The sequence below is a fragment of the Lentzea aerocolonigenes genome (genome assembly GCF_000974445.1).
Taxonomy (GTDB): domain Bacteria; phylum Actinomycetota; class Actinomycetes; order Mycobacteriales; family Pseudonocardiaceae; genus Lentzea; species Lentzea aerocolonigenes.
In genome coordinates, this window is sequence record NZ_BBOJ01000008.1 from 283542 (window position 1) to 302912 (window position 19371).

Consider the following 19371-nt stretch of genomic DNA (forward strand, 5'->3'; position numbering starts at 1 on the left):
TGTGGTCCCGTCACGAGCCGTGCCAGGAGCGAGTCACACCCGAGGGGAGAGGTCAAGTCGCGAAAAGCGTGCGACTTGACCTCTCCCCTCGGGCGCGACAAGAGCTGTGGCACGACTCGTGACGGGACCACACCGCCGGAACCTTGCGGTTTCAAGCAAGGACGGCTCGGCTGCGCCTTCGCGTCGGCTCGCCTTCGGCCTCGCCTTGGGGCGGCTCGCCTTCGGCCTCGCCGCTCGGGCTCGCCTGCGGCGTCGCGGGGGTCAGGTCAGTGAAGCCACCTGGTCGCTGACCACCTGTGCTGCTGCGGAGACCAGGGCTGTGACCGCCGGGTTCGTCGAGTTGTCCTGGCGCCAGCCGAACTGCGTGTAGACGCGGAACGTCGGGGACCAGGGCAAGCGGACCAACCTGCCTTCCGCCAGCTCGGAGGACACGGTCACCTCTGGCATCAGGGCGATGCCGAGGCCTGAGGCCACTGCTCGTTTCGCCGCGTCCACCGAGTCCAGTTCCAGGACGGGGGCTCTGGTGTCGTCGAAGCCGAGGCTGTTCTCGAACAGTTCGTGGTACGAGGCGCCGTTCTCCGCGCGGATCAGGGTGCTGCTGGTGATGTCGTCCTCGGTCAGGGACTGGCGCTGGGCCAACACGTGGTTGGGGCCCGCGACCATGACGAGAGGTTCGGGGCAGAGGACTGTGGTTTCGAGGCCCTCGCGGGGCTCGATGGCTCCGATGAAGAAGGCGCAGTCCAACTGGCCGTCGCGCACCGAGTTGAGGTTGTTCAGGGCGTTGCGCGAGTGCAGGGAGAGTTGGACGGACGGGTAGCGCCAGCACATGTATTCGATGAGTGGTAACAGGCGGTAGTCGGTCAAACTCTGTGCGGAACCGATGACGAGTTTGCCGTGGGGCTCGCCGTTCATCGTTATGGCTTTTCGGGCCTTTTCGGTGAGGTTGATGATGTTTCGTGCGAACGGGAGGAGTTCCACGCCCGCCGACGTCATCTGGATACCTCGGGGGAGACGGCGGAAAAGGACGACGCCGAGGCCCTCCTCGAGGGCCTTGATGCGGGTCGTGATGGTTGGCTGCGAGCAGTTGAGCGTGGCTGCGGCCTTGGTGAAGCTCCCTGTCTGTACCACGGTTGTGAACGCGAGAAGCTGGCGTGTCTCCATCAGGCGGATCCTCGGAGTAAAACGGTGCGACGACTTTTTCTCGTTCGTTCCCGTGGTCCTGTTACGCGTGGTTCGGGAGTCGTAACGCTACCTGTCTGCCGCGACGTCCCGATTAGTGCTAACGGAGTCATCTTGATCGGTTGGGAAACGTGGCTGCGGCCGAAAGAGTGAAATTTAAACGTCGCCTTTGACGGGCCGTAGTCGGATGACTCTTTTCTGTTAAGTGGTTCGGCAGGCGAACAAAAACGCCGCCGCCCCGGGGTGGGCGGCGGCGCTGGTGGAGTGCGGGGACTAACAGGACGCGGCGGCTGCGGCCACGAGGATGCGGTAGGTCGTGTCGGCCTGGGTGATCTGCAGTTCGTAGCCGCCGCCACCGGACTCCGGGCGGCCGTCGTACTTGGCGAACTCGGGGTACGTGGAGAGCTCGGTGGTGGTCGTCAGGCGGTTGACCTTCACGGTGGTGGGCATGCGGACGGTCTGGCGGGAGGTCGGGGGCATGGCGCTCGTCCAGCTCGTGAGTTCGCCCTTGATCTCGTAGAGCTCGCCGTCGGTCTGGCGCAGCCACAGGCGCGGGCGGTCCCGGTCGGTGTTGCTGAACGGCCTGCCGACCGAGCAGGAGTGGTAGCGCTGGCCGAGTTTCACCACGGCGAACGGGACGTCGCGGACGTCGCCGTCCAACAGGGAGACGAAGCCTCCGGCGATCGCGCTCGCGTTGGTCTCGCGGTGGGCGGCGATGGCGCGGAACGACTGGGTCGGCATGCCCGCGTTGTAGTCCTCGTCGGACAGGCGGATGTCCCAGCCGCGGTGGGCCTCGGTGTAGCCGGAGGCCAGCTGTGGTGCGGAGAGGTCGGCGTTCTCGGCGACCAGGCCTTCCGAGGTGGTGCCGTCGGTGTAGATGTAGGCGGCGACGGTGGCTTCCGGTGGTGTGGCCGCGGTGGCCGCCGGTGCCGTGGTCAGGCCGATCAACGCGGCGGTCGCGGCCGTCAGCGCGAGGAGTCTCGTGCGGTGACGCTTCATCGTTGTTCCCCCAACTGAGAAGAAGTCGTGCCCGGAAGCCAATCGGGGGTGGCTCACAGTCGGGTCACGGGCGCGGAACCGGGGTGGCGGCGGTCACAGCGCGGGTCTCGCCTAGACTCGCTGGGAATCCGGGCGCCCTGTGTGGCGGTACCGGCTGTCTTGCACGTTCTTGTTCGTATCGAGGAGTCCACGTTGAAGAGCACCGTCGAGCACCTGAGCCCGACGAGGGTCCGGATCAACGTCGAGGTGCCGTTCGACGAGCTCAAGTCGAACTTCGACCAGGCGTACCGGAAGCTCGCGAAGCAGGTCCGCATCCCCGGCTTCCGTCCGGGCAAGGCCCCGGCCAAGGTGCTGGAGAGCCGCATCGGCCGCGCGCCGGTCCTGGACGAGGTCATCCAGGAGGCCATCCCGGCCAAGTACCTGGAAGCGGTCTCCGCGGGTGAGGTCCGGACGCTCGGCCGTCCCGACTTCGAGGTCACCAAGATCGAGGACGGCGAGACGCTCGAGTTCACCGCCGAGGTCGACGTCCGGCCCGAGATCACCGTGCCCGCGTTCGGCGAGCTCGCCGTGACCGTCGACGAGCAGGAGGTAACCGACGAGGACGTGACCACCCAGCTCGACGAGCTGCGCGCCCGCTTCGGCACGCTCGCCGGCGTCACCCGCCCGGCCGAGACCGGCGACTTCGTCAGCATCGACCTGTCCGCCACGGTCGACGGCGAGGAGGTCGAGGAGGCCCGCACCACCGGCCTGTCCTACGAGATCGGCTCCGGCCAGCTCGTCGAAGGCATCGACGACGCGCTCGTCGGCGCCTCCGAGGGCGAGACCAAGACCTTCTCCACCACGCTCGTCGCGGGTGAGCACACCGGCCGCGAGGCCGAGGTGTCCGTCGTGCTGAACTCCGTCAAGGAGCGTCAGCTGCCCGAGCTGGACGACGAGTTCGCGCAGCTCGCCAGCGAGTTCGACACGCTCGACGAGCTCAAGGACGACCTGAAGACCCGCCTGGCCCGCGTCAAGAAGATGCAGCAGGGCGTCCAGGCGCGCGACAAGGTCCTCGAGGCGCTGCTGGAGACCACCGAGGTCCCGCTGCCCGAGGGCATCGTCCAGGGCGAGATCGACGCCCGCAAGCACGACGCCGTGCACGCCTTCGACCACGACGACGCGAAGTTCGCGTCGTGGCTCGAGGAGCAGGGCCAGTCGGAGGAGGAGTTCGACACCGAGCTGCGCAAGGCCGCCGAGCAGGCCGTCAAGACGCAGCTGGTGCTCGACTCGATCGCCGACGCCGAGCAGGTCACGGTGTCCGACGGCGAGCTGACCGAGCGGATCATCTACCAGGCCCAGCGCTTCGGCATCTCGCCCGACGAGTACGTCAAGCGCGCGCAGCAGTCCGGTCAGCTCGGCGCGATCTTCGCCGACGTCCGCCGCGGCAAGGCGCTGGCGAGCGTCGTGCGCCAGGCCACGGTGAGCGACACCTCGGGCACCAAGCTGGACCTCGAGGAGCTCTTCGGCGAGACCAAGTCCGGAGAGGACGCGGAGTAGCTCCCGTCACTCCCCGCGCGAGCGGGCGAGCGCCGGAAATGCAGCCCTGAGCGAACGCGGGCGGTGTCGGGCATCTGACGCCGCCCGTCTTCGTTAAGGTCGATCGCAGAGAGTTTTGGCATCCAGATTCGTTCCACCTGGAGTTAGGCAGGCAGACGTGACGCAGCACTCCTTCCCGACCCCCGAGATGCGGTCGGCCACCGCCGGGATGAACCTCAACGACTCGGTGTACGAGCGGCTGCTCCGCGAGCGGATCATCGTCCTGGGATCGCAGGTCGAAGAGGGCATCGCCAACCAGATCACCGCTCAGCTGCTGCTGCTGGCCGCTGAGGACCCCGAGAAGGACATCACCCTCTACATCAACTCGCCGGGTGGTTCCGTCACGGCGGGCATGGCCATCTACGACACGATGCAGCTCATCGAGCCGGACGTGGCCACCGTCGCGATGGGTCTCGCGGCCTCGATGGGGCAGTTCCTGCTCTCCGCGGGTGCTCCTGGCAAGCGCCAGGCGCTTCCGCACGCGCGCATCCTCATGCACCAGCCGTCGGCCGGTGTCGGCGGTACGGCCGCGGACATCGCGATCCAGGCGGACATGCTGACGCGCACCAAGCGCGAGATGGCCGAGCTGATCGCCGAGCACACCGGCCAGCCGGTCGAGCGCATCATCCAGGACTCCGACCGCGACCGCTGGTTCACCGCGCAGGAAGCGCTGGAGTACGGCTTCGTCGACAAGGTCGTTACCCGCGCGCAGCCGGTCGGCTCGAGCAACTGACGTCAGCTAGGAGATCTCGAAGTGAGCCAGTTCCACATGCCTCAGTCGCGGTACGTGCTGCCGTCGTTCGTCGAGCGCACCAGCTACGGCATGAAGGAGTCGAACCCGTACAACAAGCTGTTCGAGGAGCGCATCATCTTCCTCGGCGTGCAGGTTGACGACGCTTCGGCCAACGACGTGATGGCGCAGCTGCTGGTGCTCGAGTCCGAGGACCCCGACCGCGACATCCTGATGTACATCAACTCGCCGGGTGGCTCGTTCACCTCGCTGATGGCCATCTACGACACCATGCAGTTCGTCCGCCCGGACATCCAGACGTACTGCCTCGGCCAGGCCGCCTCGGCCGCCGCGGTGCTGCTGGCCGCCGGCACGCCCGGCAAGCGCCACGCGCTGCCGAACGCGCGAATCCTGATCCACCAGCCCTCCATGGAGGGTGCGTACGGTCAGGTGTCCGACCTGGAGATCCAGTCGAACGAGATCCAGCGCGTGCGCCGCCTGATGGAGTCCACCCTCGCGCGGCACACCAACCGGACGGCAGAGGAGGTCCGCGAGAGCATCGAGCGCGACCGGATCCTCACGGCCGACGAGGCCAAGGAGTACGGCATCGTCGACTCGGTGCTGCCCTACCGCAAGCTCTCGGCCAAGTCCTGACGGGCGCCGGTGGGTGAGGTGTGCTCGCGAAGAGCACTCGCCTCGCCCACCGCCCGGGTTCGTCGGGGGACACCCCGGACCCCCGGGCCTCCCGAGGGCTGGGAAACTCCAGCCCTCGGAGCCGCGCACCCGTCCGACACGCCGGTGTGACCGGTTAACTGGCCTGATCGGCGCGTCGGAGGGACGCTGGTCCTCCCCTGAAACGGGGTAGGCCAGGTACCGTCAGGAGAACGGGCTCAGCACCCACAGCCAGTGGGACTGCCACAGCAAGTCAGCAGGCGCACTACAGCAGGTGTGCGCCGGAGGGGACATAGGTCAGCGGTCATGGCGCGTATCGGTGACGGCGGCGACTTGCTGAAGTGCTCTTTCTGCGGAAAGAGCCAGAAGCAGGTGAAGAAACTCATCGCCGGCCCCGGCGTCTACATCTGCGATGAGTGCATCGATCTCTGCAACGAGATCATCGAGGAGGAGCTGGCCGAAGCCGGCGACGTGAAGCTCGACGAGCTGCCGAAGCCCGCCGAGATCCACGAGTTCCTCGACCAGTACGTCATCGGCCAGAGTGATGCCAAGCGCACCCTCTCCGTCGCCGTCTACAACCACTACAAGCGCATCCAGGCGGGCGACCGCGGGCGCGAGGGTCGTGACGACGGCGTCGAGCTGGCGAAGTCGAACATCTTGATGCTCGGCCCGACGGGCTGCGGCAAGACCTACCTCGCGCAGACGCTCGCGAAGATGCTGAACGTGCCGTTCGCCATCGCCGACGCGACCGCGCTGACGGAGGCCGGCTACGTCGGTGAGGACGTCGAGAACATCCTCCTGAAGCTCATCCAGGCCGCGGACTACGACGTGAAGCGCGCCGAGACGGGCATCATCTACATCGACGAGGTCGACAAGATCGCTCGAAAGAGTGAAAACCCGTCGATCACGCGCGACGTGTCCGGTGAGGGCGTCCAGCAGGCGCTGCTCAAGATCCTGGAAGGCACCACCGCATCGGTGCCCCCGCAGGGCGGCCGCAAGCACCCGCACCAGGAGTTCATCCAGATCGACACGACGAACGTGCTGTTCATCGTGGCGGGCGCCTTCGCGGGCCTCGAGAAGATCATTCAGGACCGCGTCGGCAAGCGCGGCCTGGGCTTCGGTGCCGAGGTGCGCTCCAAGGCCGAGGTGGACGCGGCGGACTACTTCGCCGACTCCATGCCGGAGGACCTGATCAAGTTCGGCCTGATCCCCGAGTTCATCGGGCGTCTGCCGATGGTCGCCTCCGTCACGAACCTCGACAAGCCGTCGCTGGTGATGATCCTCACCGAGCCGAAGAACGCCCTGGTCAAGCAGTACCAGAAGCTCTTCGAGATGGACGGCGTCGAGCTCGAGTTCACCAAGACCGCGCTCGAAGCGGTCGCCGACCAGGCGATCCTGCGCGGCACCGGTGCTCGTGGTCTGCGCGCGATCATGGAAGAGGTCCTGCTCCCGGTGATGTACGACATCCCGAGCCGCACGGACGTCGCCAAGGTCGTCATCACCGAGCAGACGGTGAAGGAGAACGTGAACCCGACGATCGTGGCCCGGCAGCCCTCGCGCCGGGAGCGGCGAGAGAAGTCGGCGTAGCGTGCTCGCAGTGGACTTCTCTCTCGTGCTGGCCGGGGGGACACCTCCGAACCTCCGAGGCGGGAAGTCGGCGTAAGCGATCTTTGTTCGAAAGGGCGTCCGGTTCCGGCCGGGCGCCCTTTCGGCGTTCTAAGGTGGAGTCATGTCGCTGCCTCACGTGCTCCTCATCCACGGCTGGACCGGCTCGGGCCCCGACCACTGGCAGAGCTGGCTCGCCCGCACGGTGTCCGAGCACGGCGGCCTCGCCGACATGCCGCATTTCAGCGACCCGGACGAGCCCGACCTGGCCACCTGGCTGCGTGAGCTCGACACCCACCTCGAAGCCGCCCCGGCCGACCGCGAACGGGTCGTCGTGGCCCACTCACTCGGCTGCTACCTGTGGCTGCACCACGCCGCCCGTCAGGGCATCGGACACGTCGACCGCGTGCTCCTGGTGGCGCCGCCCGCCCCGGACCACCCGGAACGCGCGATCAAGTCGTTCTTCCCCGCCCCGCTCGACCCAGCGGGCCTGCGCCGCGCCGCCACCGACACCCGCCTGGTCGTGGGCGAGGGTGACCCGTACTGCTCGATGACCGCCTCGAAGCAGCTCGCCGAGGCGTTGCGGATCGAGATCGACGTCCTGCCGGGGGCGGCGCACATCAACACCGACGCGGGCTACGGGGAGTGGCCGTCGGTGCTCAAGTGGGTGCGGTCGAAGACGGTGCCGCTCTCACCGCGCTAGAGACTGTTGCTGGGGGGGCAATGGTGATCGAGTGGCTGGCCCGCGGGCTGCCCGAGCTCGTCGAGGCGCACCGGCGCCGGTGCGGCGGTGACCACCTCGTCGCTGTTCCAGGTCGGGCCGATCACGAAGGTCGGGACCGCGACCCTCGTCGTGCAGTTGGCCAACGAGGGGCTGTTCGACGCGCCCGCGCCGGTGGAAGTCGGGAAAGCCGTTGGCACGTACCGCACAGGACAGGTTGACGTGCACGTGACGCCGAGTGTCGGCGGCGGGATACGGGTGATCGCGGTCGAACCCGTCGGCGGCCGCCACCCGACGACCGTCCTTTGTGGACGTGACGAGCGGGGTTTCGTGCGCTGGCTGCACCACGGACGGGTGGCGGTTCGGATCTGACAAGGGGGACGGATGATCGACCTGCAGGAGCTGATCGACGAACACGGTGTCGTCGGTGCTCAAGTGGCCGTGCTGCACAACGGCGAAATCGTCGACATAGCAGCAGGTGTGCTCAACAACGTCACACGCGAGCCTGTGACGTCGGACGCGATCTTCCAGATCGGGTCGATCACCAAGATCTGGACGGCGACGCTCGTCCAGGAGTTGGTGAACGAGGGCCTGCTCGACCTCGACCGCCCGGTCCGCGACGTCGTCCCCGAGTTCCGGCTGGCCGACGAGCAGGCCGCGCGCGTCATCACGCCGCGTCAGCTCCTCAGCCACACCGCGGGGTTCGAGGGCGACCTCTACCACGACACCGGCAACGGCGACGACATGCTGGTGAAGTACATCGAGCGCATGGCCGACACCGCGCAGACCACTCCGCCCGGCGCGCTGTACGTGTACTGCAACGCCGGCTACGTGGTGCTCGGCCGGATCGTGGAAGTGTTGCGCGGCAAGCCTTTCAACACGGTTCTGCGTGAACGTCTCATCGAACGTCTAGGTCTGCCCGCCGCCACGCGCCACACCGAGTACGACGGCCACACGTGCGCCTCTGGCCACGTGGGCGCTGAGCTCAAACCCACGGAGGAGAAGACACCCGAGGGCGACTCACCGGCCGGGTCGGTGCTCGCGATGAGCGCGCGGGACCTGCTCGCGTTCGTGCGGATGCACCTCGACACCACCGAGTTCGACGCGATGCGCGAGACCCAGGTCGTGCTCCCCGACCTCGGTTACGGCGGCAGGCAGGGTCTCGGCTGGATGTTGCACGAGTACGACGGCGGCATCACCGGCCTCGGGCACACCGGTCAGACGCCGGGCTTCCAGTCGTCCCTGCGGGTCGTTCCGGAGCGCGGCCTCGCGATCGCGGTGCTCACCAACGGGGGAGCGCCCGCGCCGGTCATGCGGGCGGTGCACGAGAAGGTGTTGGGAGAGCTGGCGAACATCAGTCTGCCGACCCGCCCGGAGCCGCCTGCCGTGCCCGTCCCGGTCGACGTCGAGAAGGTGGCCGGCGTCTACCGGGCCGTGCGGGCCGATGTCCACGTCACCGCGACCGAGCACGGCACGGTGCAGGTGCGCGCCGTGCCCGACGCTGGTGAGGACGTGGTCGAGGAGTACACCGGGTTCCGCGACGACGCCCTGATCGCCGTGGAGAAGGAAGGCGGGCACCACTCCGTGGTCGTCCTCTGTGGACGCGACGAGCAGGACAGGGTCAAGTGGCTGCACTACGGCCGCGTGGCCGTGCGCGTCTAAACAGCGCGCTTCGCGTACTTCGCGAGGAACTGCACGACGTCCGGGGTCACCTTGCGGTAGAACTCGTCGTCGTGCCCGCCGGGCTTCACCGTGCCGACCTCGGGCCGCACCTCGCGGATGAACCGGCGGGTGCCCTCGATGAACCGGTCGTGGTCGCCGATCCACACGCCGAGCGCGGTCGGGCCGGTGGAGCCGAGGTGGCGCAACGGGTCCAGCGACGTCCACTCGGCCTCGTTCTTGAACGCCCTGCGCTTGGCCATCTCCGGCCACGTGGTGATCAGGCCGGGGGAGACGGTCGCCGCGGCCGCGATCGGGTCGCCACGCTCGGCGCGACGGCGGGCGTACAGCAGCGCGCCGAAGCCGCCCATGGACACGCCCGTCACCGCGAACGGCTCGCCGTAGCCGCGTTCCTTGAGCCAGCGGGGGATCTCGTCGAGCAGCATGGCCATCGGGTCGTCGCCGGGGACGTTCTCGTGCCAGTAGTTGTCGCCGCCGTCGACCGCGACGAAGCCGAACGCCGGGACCGAGCCCTTCGCCACCGCAGAGGTCAGGACGCCGGCGAGATCGCCCGCGTTGGCGTGCCGGGCGTCGCCGTGCAGGCCGTGCAGGAGGATCGACATCGGCAGGCCGCGGGTGCTCGCGCCGGTCGGGAGGTAGAAGGTGAGGGTGACGTCGCGGTGGCGTGCGGCCGAGTACACGCGTTCGAAGCGGACGGTCGGCTTGGCCGCCGGCGTCCGGCTGAGGCCCTCCGCCGTCGCGATCTGCTGCTCGGCGGCGGTGGACGACGACACGTACGTCGCTACCCCTGCGGCCGTCGCGACGACCGCGCCGATCGCCGCGAGGAGTGTGCGGCGGCTGTACCTCGGTTCCCCCATGCTCACCTCATCGCGTGGGCACCGTTCCTCGTTTCCTTCTCAGAGGACGGAACGCACGCGTAAGGAGGACAGTTCCTCGTCCGAAAAACCCAGCCAGCGCAACACGCGATCATTGTGCGCGCCGAGCGCGGGCACCGCACCCGGTGACCACTCGAAGCCCTCGGTCGCAGGTGGCAGCATGCGGGCCGTTCCGCCGGGAACCTGCACGTCAACCCACGTGTCGAGCTGCGGGTGGGTGGGCAGTTCGGTGATCGAGCGGGTCAGCGCGGCTGGCACGTCGGCCCGGTCCAGAGCGGCCAGCAACTCGGTCGCGGTGAGGTCCGAAAAGGCCTGTTCGAGAATCTTCTGCAGCTCCGCTCGGTGCTGGACGCGGGACGCCACTGTGGCGAACCTCTCCTCCGCCGCCAGCCCGATCATCGCGCACAGCCGCTGCCACTGGCCGTCGTTCTGCACGGCCAGGTGCACGGCGCCGTCCGCGCAGGTCACCGGCCCGTACGGCGCGATGCTCGGGTGGTGCGCACCCGACCGCGGCGCCGCGGCACCCGTCCCGGCCGCGTAGAGCATCGGCTGGTGCATCCACTCGGCCATCGCCCCGAACAGCGACAGCCGCAGCCGCGTGCCCGAACCCGTCCTGGACCGCTGCAACAACGCCGCCAGCACCGCCGCGTGCAGCTGGACGCCCGCCGCGATGTCCGCGACCGAGATGCCGGCCCGCGCGACCACGTCACCCTCTCCGGTCAGCGACACCAGCCCGGCCTCGGACTGCACCAGTGCGTCGAACGCCTTGCGGTCCGCGTACGGGCCGTCCCAGCCGTAACCGGACAGCTCGCCGACGATCAACGTCTCCGGCAGCTCCAGCGCGAGACGAGACCACACGCGGGGCGACAGGTTGCACAGCAGCACGTCAGCCCGCGCGATCAGCCGGTCCAGCACCTCGCGGCCGTCGGGGTGGTTGATGTCGAGCGACACCGACTCCTTGCCGACGTTCGTCCACGCGAAGTACGACGACACCTCTCCGCACGCCGAGTCGTAGTGCCGAGCGAAGTCGCCGACGCCCGGCCGTTCGATCTTGATCACGCGAGCCCCGAGATCGGCCAGCAGCCGCGTCGCGTAGGGCACGGCGACGGCCTGCTCCAGGCTCACCACCACGACACCGTCAAGCGGTCTCAAGCACGCGCTCCCCACCGGTGTAGATGTTCATCGAGTCGCCGCGCAGGAAGCCGATGAGCGTCATGCCCTGCTCCTCGGCGAGCTCGACGGCGAGCGACGACGGCGCCGACACCGCGGCGAGCACCGGAATCCCGGCCATCGCCGCCTTCTGCACCAGCTCGAACGACGCCCGCCCGGACACCATCAGCACCGCGCCGCGCAACGGCACGAGGTTCTGCAGCACCGCCCAGCCCAGCACCTTGTCGACGGCGTTGTGCCTGCCCACGTCCTCCCGCACGACCAGCAGCTCACCGTTCACGAACAGCCCGGCCGCGTGCAGCCCGCCCGTGCTCTCGAAGACCTTCTGCCGTTCCCGCAACGCGTCCGGGAACCCCGTGAGCGCGTCCGGCGTGACTCTGACGTCGTCCAGCGCGGGGGAGTGCCGCGTCTTGAGCTTCACCGCGTCCAGCGCGGCCTTCCCGCAGACCCCGCACGACGACGTGGTGTAGAAGTTCCGCTCCACCCCGGTGTCCGGCGGCGGCACCCCGTCGGCCAGCGCGACGTCCAGCACGTTGTAGGTGTTCATGCCGTCGGGCCCGGTGCCCTCGCAGAACCGGGCGACCGAGACGTCTTCCGCCGACCCGATGACACCCTCGCTGAGCAGGAAGCCGTGCGCGAGCTCGACGTCCTGGCCGGGAGTGCGCATCGTGACGGCCAACGCCTTCCCGTTGACCCTCAGCTCCAGCGGCTCCTCGGCGGCGAGCGCGTCGACCCTGCGGCGCCGACCGCTCGACGACACCCGCTCGACCGCTCGGCGCACCGTCACTCGGCCCATGTGCACATCTCCTTCGGACCGCTATGTTCCCCACCGACCAGGCTACGTGGGAGGGATCTCGGGGCATGGACGACGTCGTGATCGTGGGAGGCGGCCACAACGGGCTGGTGGCGGCCGCGTACCTCGCGCGGGCGGGGAAGTCGGTCAGGGTGCTGGAGAAGCTGCCGCACGTCGGCGGGGCGGCGGTGAGCGCGTCACCGTGGGAGGGTGTCGACGCCCGGCTCTCGCGCTTCTCGTACCTCGTGTCGCTGCTGCCCGACCAGATCGTGTCCGATCTCGGGCTCAACCTGAAGCTGCGGTCGCGGGCCGCGTCGTCGTACACGCCGAACGGCAAGACCGGGCTGCTGGTCGAGCGTTCGCCCGGCGAGGCGACCGTGAAGTCGTTCGAGGCCGTCTGCGGGTCGCTGGACGACTGGGAGCGGTGGCAGCGCTGGTACGCGGACCTGGAGCTGATGGCCGCTGCTCTGGCGCCGACACTCCTGGAGCCGTTGGTGTCACGCGAACACCTGCGCGTGCACGTCGACGCGGTGGCGCGCGGGCGGTTGTGGGAGCAGGTCTTCGAACGGCCGATCGGCGCGACGTTGCAGGAGCTCTTCGACAACAACCTGGTGCGCGGTGTCGTGGCCACGGACGCGTTGATCGGCACGCACTCGTCGTTGCACTCGTTGCGCGCCAACAAGTGCTTCCTCTACCACGTGATCGGCAACGGTTCCGGTGAGTGGAAGGTCCCCGTGGGCGGCATGGGCGGGGTCACCGCCGAGCTGGAACGGGTGGCGCGCGAGGCCGGCGCCCAGATCGTCACGGGTGCCGAGGTGACGTCCATCGAAACGGACGGCAAGACCGTGTCGGTGGTGTGCGGCGACGAGACTTTCGAAGCGCGGTTCGTGCTGTCCAATGTGGCCCCTTCGGTGCTGGGGCGGTTGCGGGGCGAGGAAGTTCACGACGCGCCCGGTTGTCAGCTGAAGATCAACATGTTGTTGCGCAGGCTGCCGGAGCTGAAGTCCGGTGTGGACGCTCGGCTCGCGTTCGCCGGCACGTTCCACCTCGACGAGTCGTACGACCAGCTGGAGACCGCGTACCTGGAGAGCGTCGCGGGGCAGGTGCCGTCGGTGCTGCCGGGCGAGATGTACTGCCACTCGCTGACCGACCCGTCGATCCTCGGGTCGTCGCTCGCGGGCCACGAGACGCTGACGCTGTTCGGTCTGCACCTGCCCGCCTCACTGTTCGAGGGTCGCAACACCGAACTCCGCGACGAGCTCGTCCAGCGGTACCTGAACCAGCTCAACGCGCACCTGGTCGAGCCGATCCAGGACTGCCTCGCCGTCGACGCCGACGGCGAGCCGTGCATCGAGGCCCGCACGCCGCTGGACCTGGAGGAAGAGCTCGGCCTGCCGGGTGGCAACATCTTCCACGGAGAGCTCGACTGGCCGTTCGCCGAGACCGACGACGAGGTCGGCAGGTGGGGTGTCGAGACGGGCGACGACAACGTCTTCGTCTGCGGCGCGGGGTCCCGGCGGGGCGGTGGGGTCAGCGGCATCGGCGGCCACAACGCGGCGCGGGCGGTTCTCGAACGCATTTGAGACATTTTTACCGTGACATTTAGGATGACAGACGCCGTCATCTATGGTTACAGTTGTCCGCGTGGGGGACTTCTACGGAATCGCAGAGATCGCTGACGCCATGGGCCTCAGCCGGCAGCTGGTGGCCGTGTGGCGCAAGCGTCGCTCGCACGGCATCCCGGAGCCGGACGCCGAGCTCGCGTCCGGCCCGATCTGGCGCCGCGAGACCGTCGAGCCGTGGATCGAGCGGACCCGAGGACGGCTCGGCCTCGCCGGGGCGCGGGAGTCGGCGAGCCGGAGTCTGCGGCTGCGGACGTGCCGCCGGGTGCTGCGGCTCGCGGCGCTGATGCTGGAGGAACCCCAGCGGCCGCGGGTGCTCAACGAGGCGGCGGACCAGCTGCGCGACCTGATCCACGAGATCGACCAGACCGCGGACGACGTGGTGGGCGCGCTGCTGCGGGAGCTCGTCGAACCGGTGCGCGACCCGGACGTGCCCGCGGAACTGCTGCGGGTGCCGGTCATCGAGTCGTTGCCGCTGGTGACCGCCGTCGCACGGAACTCGCCAGACTGGTGACCAACGCGCCGAGTGCGGCCAACGCCATGTCGGCGTGGGCGTCCCACATGTCGCCCTGCTGGCCGTTGTAGGCCTCGGCGAGATCAGGGGCGAGCGTCATGGCGATCGCCCACTCGAGCAGTTCGTAGAGCGCGCTCGTCGCCAGCACGATCTCCAGCGACCGCAACCACTTCTGCCGCAGGACCGCGGTCACGCACACGCCGTACGCGAAGTGCACGAGCCGGTCGAAGTGGTTGCGGTCCCAGGAGAACACCTCGGACAGCCGCACGCCGAACAGTGCGTCCGTCCAGTCGTCGTACGGGACGAACGAGTAGATCCAGCGCGCCGCGATCGTGTGCAGCGCCAGGAACGTCAGCGCCCACGCCCATTGTGCGGTGTCGAGGCGCTTGCGGAGCAGCCACAGCGCCACCAGTGCCACCGCCGTCAACGAGCTGTGCAACGCCTGCTCGGCTGGCCACGGCGGGTCGATCCACGTCACCGCGACCAGTGCTCCGAACGCCCCCAGCAACCACAGCGGCCCCCGTGTCATGCGGCTTTTATATCAGGATTTATATATCAAGGAAGCTTGCTAAAGACTTCTTGCTACGCGTACGGTGGTGTCATGACCGAGCCCCGCATACGCGACCCCAAGGCGCTGCGAGCCCTCTCGCACCCGTTCCGGTGGAAGCTGATCAACCTGCTGACGGAAGAGGGCGCGCAGACCGCGACGCAGTGCTCGGAGCGGCTCGACGAGAGCGTCGCGAGTTGCTCGTACCACCTGAACATGCTGGCCAAGTACGGCTTCGTGGAAGAGGTCGAGAGCCCAGGCCGGCAGAAGCCGTGGCGGATCGCGAAGAAGCGTGAGGCGATCTCGCCGGACGGGCTCGACCCCGAAGGTGCGATGGCCGCCGAGGCGGCCGCATTGGCTTACGTGGACCAGCAGTTCGAGATGCTCCGCGAGCGGTTGATCGCACGCAAGTTGCTGCCGTGGGAATGGCGTGACTCGGTCGGCACCATCGACAGCGTCAAGTTTCTGACCGTCGAAGAACTCGCCGAGTACAAGGCCGAGTTGGAGGCGTTGCTGCGCAAGTACAAGGAGCGCGCGGACGACCCGTCCCTGCGTCCCGAGGGTTCTCGTCCGGTCCGGTTGTTCCTGGGCGTCACCGTGGCGCCTGAACACGAGTAACTGTCACAAGATAGGGGAATTGTCGTGTTACCTCACGATCAAGCGTTTGCTATCGCGAAGCAACGACGGGATGACCTGGAGGGCGATGCGGCAGCTCACCGGCTCGTTCGCACACCTGAGGAAGTCGCTGCCAAGTCGGAGCGCCGGGGTGGCGCGGGCGTGCTCGCCTCAGGGCCTCGCCGCTGGAGGCTGTTCGGACGCGTTCGACCGGCGTAACGTGTGACCTCGCCGCCGCTGTAAAGGTTTTCAACACCTTTCATCGGGAGGCACGTGTGTTCTCCAGGCTCGGTGCGGCGGTGGCGGCGGCACTGCTCGCCACGACAGTGCTCGCACACCCCGCCCAGGGTGTTCAGACACCGGCGGCGGACTTCAACGTCAAGGACTACGGGGCCGTCGGCAACGGCAGCGCCAGCGACACGGCGGCGATCGACAGGGCGATCACGGCGGCGAACGCGGCCGGTGGCGGGACGGTCCGGTTCCCGTCCGGCACCTACCGTTCGCCCAAGTCGATCCACATGAAGAGCAACGTCACGCTCCAGCTCGACGCCGGTGCGACGATCATGGGGGCGAAGGGTGGCGGTTACGACAAGCCCGAGCCGAACCCCAACGACAAGTATCAGGACTACGGGCACAGCCACTTCCGCAACGCGATGATCTGGGGCGACCGGCTGACCAACATCGGCTTCGTCGGCTCCGGCACCATCGACGGCGGTGGCGCGCTGATCACCGGCAACCCGGACAGCGGCGAGGCCGACAAGATCATCTCGTTGACGCGCTGCGAGAACCTCACCGTCAGCGGCATCAAGCTGCGGCGCGGCGGCCACTTCGCGATGCTGATCAACGGGTGCAAGAACGTCGTCTCCGACCGGCTCACGATCGACACCGCGAGCGACCGCGACGGCTGGAACGTCATCAGCACCACCAACGTGACGATCACCAACGGCAACTTCGCGGCCAACGACGACGCGCTCGCGTTCAAGAGTGACTACGCCCTCGGGCAGAAGCTGTCCAACGGCAACGTGAAGGTCTACGACACCAAGCTCAGTGCCAAGTGCTGCAACGCGTTGATGTTCGGCTCCGAGACGTGCGGCGACTTCACCGGCTACGACTTCCAGCGCATCGACGTCAAGGGCTCCAACAAGTCCGGGCTCGGGCTCGTGTCGATGGACGGGTCGGTCATCTCCGACGTGCACTACCGGGACATCACCGTCAGCGGTGTGCGGTCGCCGATCATGCTCAAGGTCGGCGCCCGCAAACGCTGCGGCAACAGTCCCGGCGTCGGCACCATCAAGAACATCACCTACGACAACATCACCATCAACGGTGCCTCGCCGTCGTTCAGCCCCACGATCATGGGCGACGTCGACGGCCACGTCACCGACGTGACGTTCACCAACGTCAAGATCAATGTGCCGGGTGGCAACGGCACGACGTCGACGAACCCGCCGAGCAACGACCGCAAGAACTACAACCCGAACAGCATCGGCACCAGGCCCGCGTACGGCTGGTACGTCCGCTACGCCGACCGCATCAGGTTCCAGGGCGGCGGAGTCTCGTTCACCAGCGACGACGGCCGTCCCGCCGTGATCGCCAACAGCTCCAGCGACATCACGTTCGACGGCTTCGCCTGGGAGCGCGGCGGCAAGAGCCCCGCGGACTTCGTCTTCCAGAACGTCAACGGGTTCTGCGTGCGGGGGAGCGGGTCGCCGCGCGTGACGGCGACCGGCTCCACCGAAGGCTGTTAGGCCGCTTCCAGCCGCACGATGACCGACTTGGAGGTCGGAGTTCCCGAGATGTCCGCCTTGGAGTCCAGTGGCACCAAGGGGTTCGCCTCCGGGAAGTACGTGGCCACGCACCCGTGCGCGGTCGGGTAGGAGACGATCCGGAACGACTCGGCGCGGCGTTCCACGACGCCCGTCGGGTCGTCCTTCCACTCCGACACGATGTTCACCATCTGACCGTCGGAGAGCCCCAGCCGTGCGATGTCATCGGGGTTCACGAACACCACGCGCCGTCCGTCCTTCACGCCGCGGTAGCGGTCGTCGAGGCCGTAGATCGTGGTGTTGTACTGGTCGTGGCTGCGCAGGGTCTGCATGAGCAGCCTGCCCTGCGGCACCTCGATCACGGTCAGCTCGTTGGCCGTGAAGTTCGCCTTGCCGGTCGTCGTCGCGAACTCCTGCGAGTCGCGCGGCGGGTGCGGCAGCACGAAACCGTCGGGCTGACGCACGCGCGTGTTGTAGTCCGTGCACCCCGGCACCACACGAGAGATGTGCTCGCGGATGACGTCGTAGTCCTTCTCGAACTCCTCCCACGCCACCGGGTGCGCCGAGCCGAGCACCTTGCGGGCGAGCCGGCAGATGATCGAGACCTCGGACAGCAGCTGGTCGGACGCGGGCTTGAGCCGGCCGCGCGAGCGGTGCACGACCGACATCGAGTCCTCGACCGTCACGAACTGCTCACCGGAGTGCTGGACGTCGCTTTCGGTGCGGCCCAACGCGGGCAGGATCAACGCGGTGCGGCCGTGCACCACGTGCGAGCGGTTGAGCTTCGTGGAGACGTGCACGGTCAACGAGCACTGCTCCAGCGCCTTCTCGGTCACCGGGGTGTCCGGGGTGGCGCTGACGAAGTTGCCGCCCATCGCGATGAAGACCTTGCCGCGGCCGTGGCGCATGGCGTTGATCGCGTCGACGGTGTCGAAGCCGTGCTTGCGCGGCACCTGGATGCCGAACTCGTTCTCCAGCGCCAGCAGGAACTTCTCCGGCATCTTCTCGTAGATGCCCATGGTCCGGTCGCCCTGCACGTTCGAGTGGCCGCGCACCGGGCACAGGCCCGCGCCCGGCTTGCCGATCATGCCGCGCAGGAACATGACGTTCGCGACCTCGCGGATCGTCGGCACGCTGTGCTTGTGCTGCGTCAGGCCCATCGCCCAGCAGGCGATCGTGCGCTGCGAGTCGACGAACATGCCGGCGACCCTGGTGATCTGCTCGCGGGTGAGGCCGGTCGCGGTGAGCACGCGGTCCCAGTCGAGTTCGCGCAGGCTCTCGGCGTAGGCCTCGAAGCCGTGCGTCTTGGAGGCGATGAAGTCCTTGTCGAGCTTGTCCCACGACAGCAGCAGGTGGCCGACCGCCTGGAACAGCGCCTGGTCGCCGCCGACCTTGATCTGCACGAACTCGTCGCACAGCGCCGTGCCGCGGCCGACCACGCCCGCGACGTTCTGCGGGTTCTTGAACCGCATCAGGCCCGCTTCCGGCAGCGGGTTCACGGCGATGATCCTGGCGCCGTTCTTCTTGGCGTCCTCCAGCGCGCTGAGCATGCGCGGGTGGTTCGTGCCGGGGTTCTGGCCGATGACCACGATCAGGTCGGCGCGGTCGAAGTCGGAGATCGACACCGAGCCCTTGCCGATGCCGATGGTCTCGTTCAGCGCGGAGCCCGACGACTCGTGGCACATGTTCGAGCAGTCCGGCAGGTTGTTGGTGCCGAACGAGCGGACCAGCAGCTGGTAGAGGAACGCGGCCTCGTTGCTGGTGCGGCCCGACGTGTAGAAGATCGCCTCGTCGGGCGACGACAGGGCGTTCAGCTCGTCCGCGATCATCATGAACGCGGCGTCCCAGCCGATCGGCGTGTAGTGCGTGGCGCCGGGCTCGAGCACCATCGGTTCGGTGAGCCGGCCCTGCTGCCCGAGCCAGTAGTCGGTCTTCGTGCGCAGGCTCTCGATCGAGTGCTCGGCGAAGAACTCGGGCCCGATCCGCCGCTTGGTGGCTTCCTCCGCGACGGCCTTGGCGCCGTTCTCGCAGAACTCCGCCATCTTGCGGTGGCCCTGCGGCTCCGGCCACGCGCAACCGGGGCAGTCGAAACCTTCGCGCTGGTTGAGCAGGCGCAACGTCTTGACCGTCCGGCTCACGCCCATCTGCTCGACCGCGCGGTCGAGCGACACGAGCACACCGGGAATACCCGCCGCCCATGTCTTGGGGGTGCTGACTTCGAGCTCGGACTCGTCGACGTCGTGCTGCGGGGGCTTGCTGCTCATGGGGTTCATTCTTCGCTGATCGACGTCGGCGCCGCCAGCGCCCC

General features: G+C 68.0%; 18 protein-coding genes. 11 read left to right on the forward strand and 7 right to left on the reverse strand.

All coding sequences use genetic code 11. The features are described 5' to 3' along the window. Nucleotides 1-261: 261 nt before the first annotated feature. Complete coding sequence (locus AOM45_RS17840; RefSeq protein ID WP_030468161.1) at nucleotides 262-1161, reverse strand: LysR family transcriptional regulator; 900 nt, start codon at nucleotides 1159-1161, stop codon at nucleotides 262-264. A gap of 291 nt (nucleotides 1162-1452) precedes the next feature. Then, entirely contained in the window at nucleotides 1453-2178 is a 726-nt protein-coding gene (locus AOM45_RS17845; RefSeq protein ID WP_030468160.1) for a hypothetical protein, read from the reverse strand. Between the two features lie 192 nt (nucleotides 2179-2370). Between AOM45_RS17845 and tig the strand changes: the two genes are divergently transcribed. The 7 genes from tig to AOM45_RS17880 all read left to right on the forward strand — a co-directional run bounded on the left by tig (nucleotide 2371) and on the right by AOM45_RS17880 (nucleotide 9143). Next, entirely contained in the window at nucleotides 2371-3714 is a 1344-nt protein-coding gene (tig, locus tag AOM45_RS17850) for a trigger factor (protein WP_030468159.1), read from the forward strand. Nucleotides 3715-3901: 187 nt separating this feature from the next. Continuing rightward, nucleotides 3902-4486 carry an ATP-dependent Clp protease proteolytic subunit gene (locus AOM45_RS17855; protein ID WP_030468158.1) on the forward strand — a complete coding sequence of 195 codons (585 nt, stop codon included), beginning with the start codon at nucleotides 3902-3904 and terminating at the stop codon, nucleotides 4484-4486. A gap of 36 nt (nucleotides 4487-4522) precedes the next feature. Further along, nucleotides 4523-5137: an ATP-dependent Clp protease proteolytic subunit gene (locus tag AOM45_RS17860; protein ID WP_154697940.1), complete on the forward strand. Its 615-nt coding sequence runs from the start codon at nucleotides 4523-4525 to the stop codon at nucleotides 5135-5137. Between the two features lie 324 nt (nucleotides 5138-5461). Beyond that, nucleotides 5462-6742 (forward strand): ATP-dependent Clp protease ATP-binding subunit ClpX, encoded by a 1281-nt coding sequence (gene clpX, locus AOM45_RS17865; protein WP_030468156.1) that lies wholly within the window; start codon nucleotides 5462-5464, stop codon nucleotides 6740-6742. Nucleotides 6743-6884: 142 nt separating this feature from the next. Next, complete coding sequence (locus AOM45_RS17870) at nucleotides 6885-7463, forward strand: RBBP9/YdeN family alpha/beta hydrolase (protein WP_030468155.1); 579 nt, start codon at nucleotides 6885-6887, stop codon at nucleotides 7461-7463. An 87-nt stretch (nucleotides 7464-7550) separates the two neighbouring features. Continuing rightward, nucleotides 7551-7853 (forward strand): hypothetical protein, encoded by a 303-nt coding sequence (locus AOM45_RS17875; protein WP_030468154.1) that lies wholly within the window; start codon nucleotides 7551-7553, stop codon nucleotides 7851-7853. A 12-nt stretch (nucleotides 7854-7865) separates the two neighbouring features. Next, nucleotides 7866-9143, forward strand: coding sequence for a serine hydrolase domain-containing protein (locus AOM45_RS17880; RefSeq protein WP_030468153.1), 1278 nt, complete (start codon nucleotides 7866-7868; stop codon nucleotides 9141-9143). Here the strand turns inward: AOM45_RS17880 and AOM45_RS17885 are convergent. Genes AOM45_RS17885 through fdhD form a run of 3 tightly spaced genes read right to left on the reverse strand, consistent with a single transcriptional unit; the run spans nucleotide 9140 to nucleotide 12002 of the window. Continuing rightward, the gene (locus tag AOM45_RS17885) at nucleotides 9140-10018 is read right to left on the reverse strand and encodes an alpha/beta hydrolase (RefSeq protein ID WP_035910444.1); all 879 of its coding nucleotides are present in this window, start codon (nucleotides 10016-10018) and stop codon (nucleotides 9140-9142) included. The two genes, AOM45_RS17880 and AOM45_RS17885, sit on opposite strands and share 4 nt — an antisense overlap. Nucleotides 10019-10057: 39 nt before the next feature. Beyond that, nucleotides 10058-11188: a CaiB/BaiF CoA transferase family protein gene (locus AOM45_RS17890; protein WP_063757046.1), complete on the reverse strand. Its 1131-nt coding sequence runs from the start codon at nucleotides 11186-11188 to the stop codon at nucleotides 10058-10060. Beyond that, nucleotides 11175-12002, reverse strand: a complete 828-nt coding sequence (gene fdhD, locus AOM45_RS17895; protein ID WP_030468150.1) for a formate dehydrogenase accessory sulfurtransferase FdhD — start codon at nucleotides 12000-12002, stop codon at nucleotides 11175-11177. Before fdhD ends, AOM45_RS17890 begins: the two co-directional genes overlap by 14 nt. Nucleotides 12003-12067: 65 nt before the next feature. Here fdhD and AOM45_RS17900 point away from each other — a divergent pair, with 65 nt between their 5' ends. Together AOM45_RS17900 and AOM45_RS17905 are read left to right on the forward strand one after the other, a co-directional pair. Beyond that, nucleotides 12068-13582 carry a phytoene desaturase family protein gene (locus tag AOM45_RS17900; protein ID WP_030468149.1) on the forward strand — a complete coding sequence of 505 codons (1515 nt, stop codon included), beginning with the start codon at nucleotides 12068-12070 and terminating at the stop codon, nucleotides 13580-13582. A 61-nt stretch (nucleotides 13583-13643) separates the two neighbouring features. Beyond that, the gene (locus AOM45_RS17905; protein ID WP_051783551.1) at nucleotides 13644-14135 is read left to right on the forward strand and encodes a hypothetical protein; all 492 of its coding nucleotides are present in this window, start codon (nucleotides 13644-13646) and stop codon (nucleotides 14133-14135) included. Here the strand turns inward: AOM45_RS17905 and AOM45_RS17910 are convergent. After that, nucleotides 14080-14664, reverse strand: coding sequence for a DUF2238 domain-containing protein (locus AOM45_RS17910; RefSeq protein ID WP_030468147.1), 585 nt, complete (start codon nucleotides 14662-14664; stop codon nucleotides 14080-14082). The two genes, AOM45_RS17905 and AOM45_RS17910, sit on opposite strands and share 56 nt — an antisense overlap. A 72-nt stretch (nucleotides 14665-14736) precedes the next feature. On the opposite strand from AOM45_RS17910, the gene AOM45_RS17915 reads away from it, so the two are divergent. Beyond that, entirely contained in the window at nucleotides 14737-15300 is a 564-nt protein-coding gene (locus AOM45_RS17915) for a winged helix-turn-helix domain-containing protein (protein WP_051783550.1), read from the forward strand. A gap of 272 nt (nucleotides 15301-15572) precedes the next feature. Beyond that, nucleotides 15573-17045: a glycoside hydrolase family 28 protein gene (locus AOM45_RS17920; protein ID WP_236703726.1), complete on the forward strand. Its 1473-nt coding sequence runs from the start codon at nucleotides 15573-15575 to the stop codon at nucleotides 17043-17045. Here AOM45_RS17920 and AOM45_RS17925 read toward each other — a convergent pair. Next, nucleotides 17042-19327 (reverse strand): FdhF/YdeP family oxidoreductase, encoded by a 2286-nt coding sequence (locus AOM45_RS17925; RefSeq protein ID WP_030468144.1) that lies wholly within the window; start codon nucleotides 19325-19327, stop codon nucleotides 17042-17044. The two genes, AOM45_RS17920 and AOM45_RS17925, sit on opposite strands and share 4 nt — an antisense overlap. Nucleotides 19328-19371 lie beyond the last annotated feature (44 nt).

Bases quoted from the DNA above. Each gene is read 5' to 3' on its own strand.
- AOM45_RS17840 (WP_030468161.1), bottom strand. From the start codon at position 1,161: ATGGAGACACGCCAGCTTCTCGCGTTCACAACCGTGGTACAGACAGGG.
- AOM45_RS17845 (WP_030468160.1), bottom strand. From the start codon at position 2,178: ATGAAGCGTCACCGCACGAGACTCCTCGCGCTGACGGCCGCGACCGCC.
- AOM45_RS17855 (WP_030468158.1), top strand. From the start codon at position 3,902: ATGCGGTCGGCCACCGCCGGGATGAACCTCAACGACTCGGTGTACGAG.
- AOM45_RS17860 (WP_154697940.1), top strand. From the start codon at position 4,523: ATGCCTCAGTCGCGGTACGTGCTGCCGTCGTTCGTCGAGCGCACCAGC.
- clpX (WP_030468156.1), top strand. From the start codon at position 5,462: ATGGCGCGTATCGGTGACGGCGGCGACTTGCTGAAGTGCTCTTTCTGC.
- AOM45_RS17870 (WP_030468155.1), top strand. From the start codon at position 6,885: ATGTCGCTGCCTCACGTGCTCCTCATCCACGGCTGGACCGGCTCGGGC.
- AOM45_RS17880 (WP_030468153.1), top strand. From the start codon at position 7,866: ATGATCGACCTGCAGGAGCTGATCGACGAACACGGTGTCGTCGGTGCT.
- AOM45_RS17885 (WP_035910444.1), bottom strand. From the start codon at position 10,018: ATGGGGGAACCGAGGTACAGCCGCCGCACACTCCTCGCGGCGATCGGC.
- fdhD (WP_030468150.1), bottom strand. From the start codon at position 12,002: ATGGGCCGAGTGACGGTGCGCCGAGCGGTCGAGCGGGTGTCGTCGAGC.
- AOM45_RS17900 (WP_030468149.1), top strand. From the start codon at position 12,068: ATGGACGACGTCGTGATCGTGGGAGGCGGCCACAACGGGCTGGTGGCG.
- AOM45_RS17910 (WP_030468147.1), bottom strand. From the start codon at position 14,664: ATGACACGGGGGCCGCTGTGGTTGCTGGGGGCGTTCGGAGCACTGGTC.
- AOM45_RS17915 (WP_051783550.1), top strand. From the start codon at position 14,737: ATGACCGAGCCCCGCATACGCGACCCCAAGGCGCTGCGAGCCCTCTCG.
- AOM45_RS17925 (WP_030468144.1), bottom strand. From the start codon at position 19,327: ATGAGCAGCAAGCCCCCGCAGCACGACGTCGACGAGTCCGAGCTCGAA.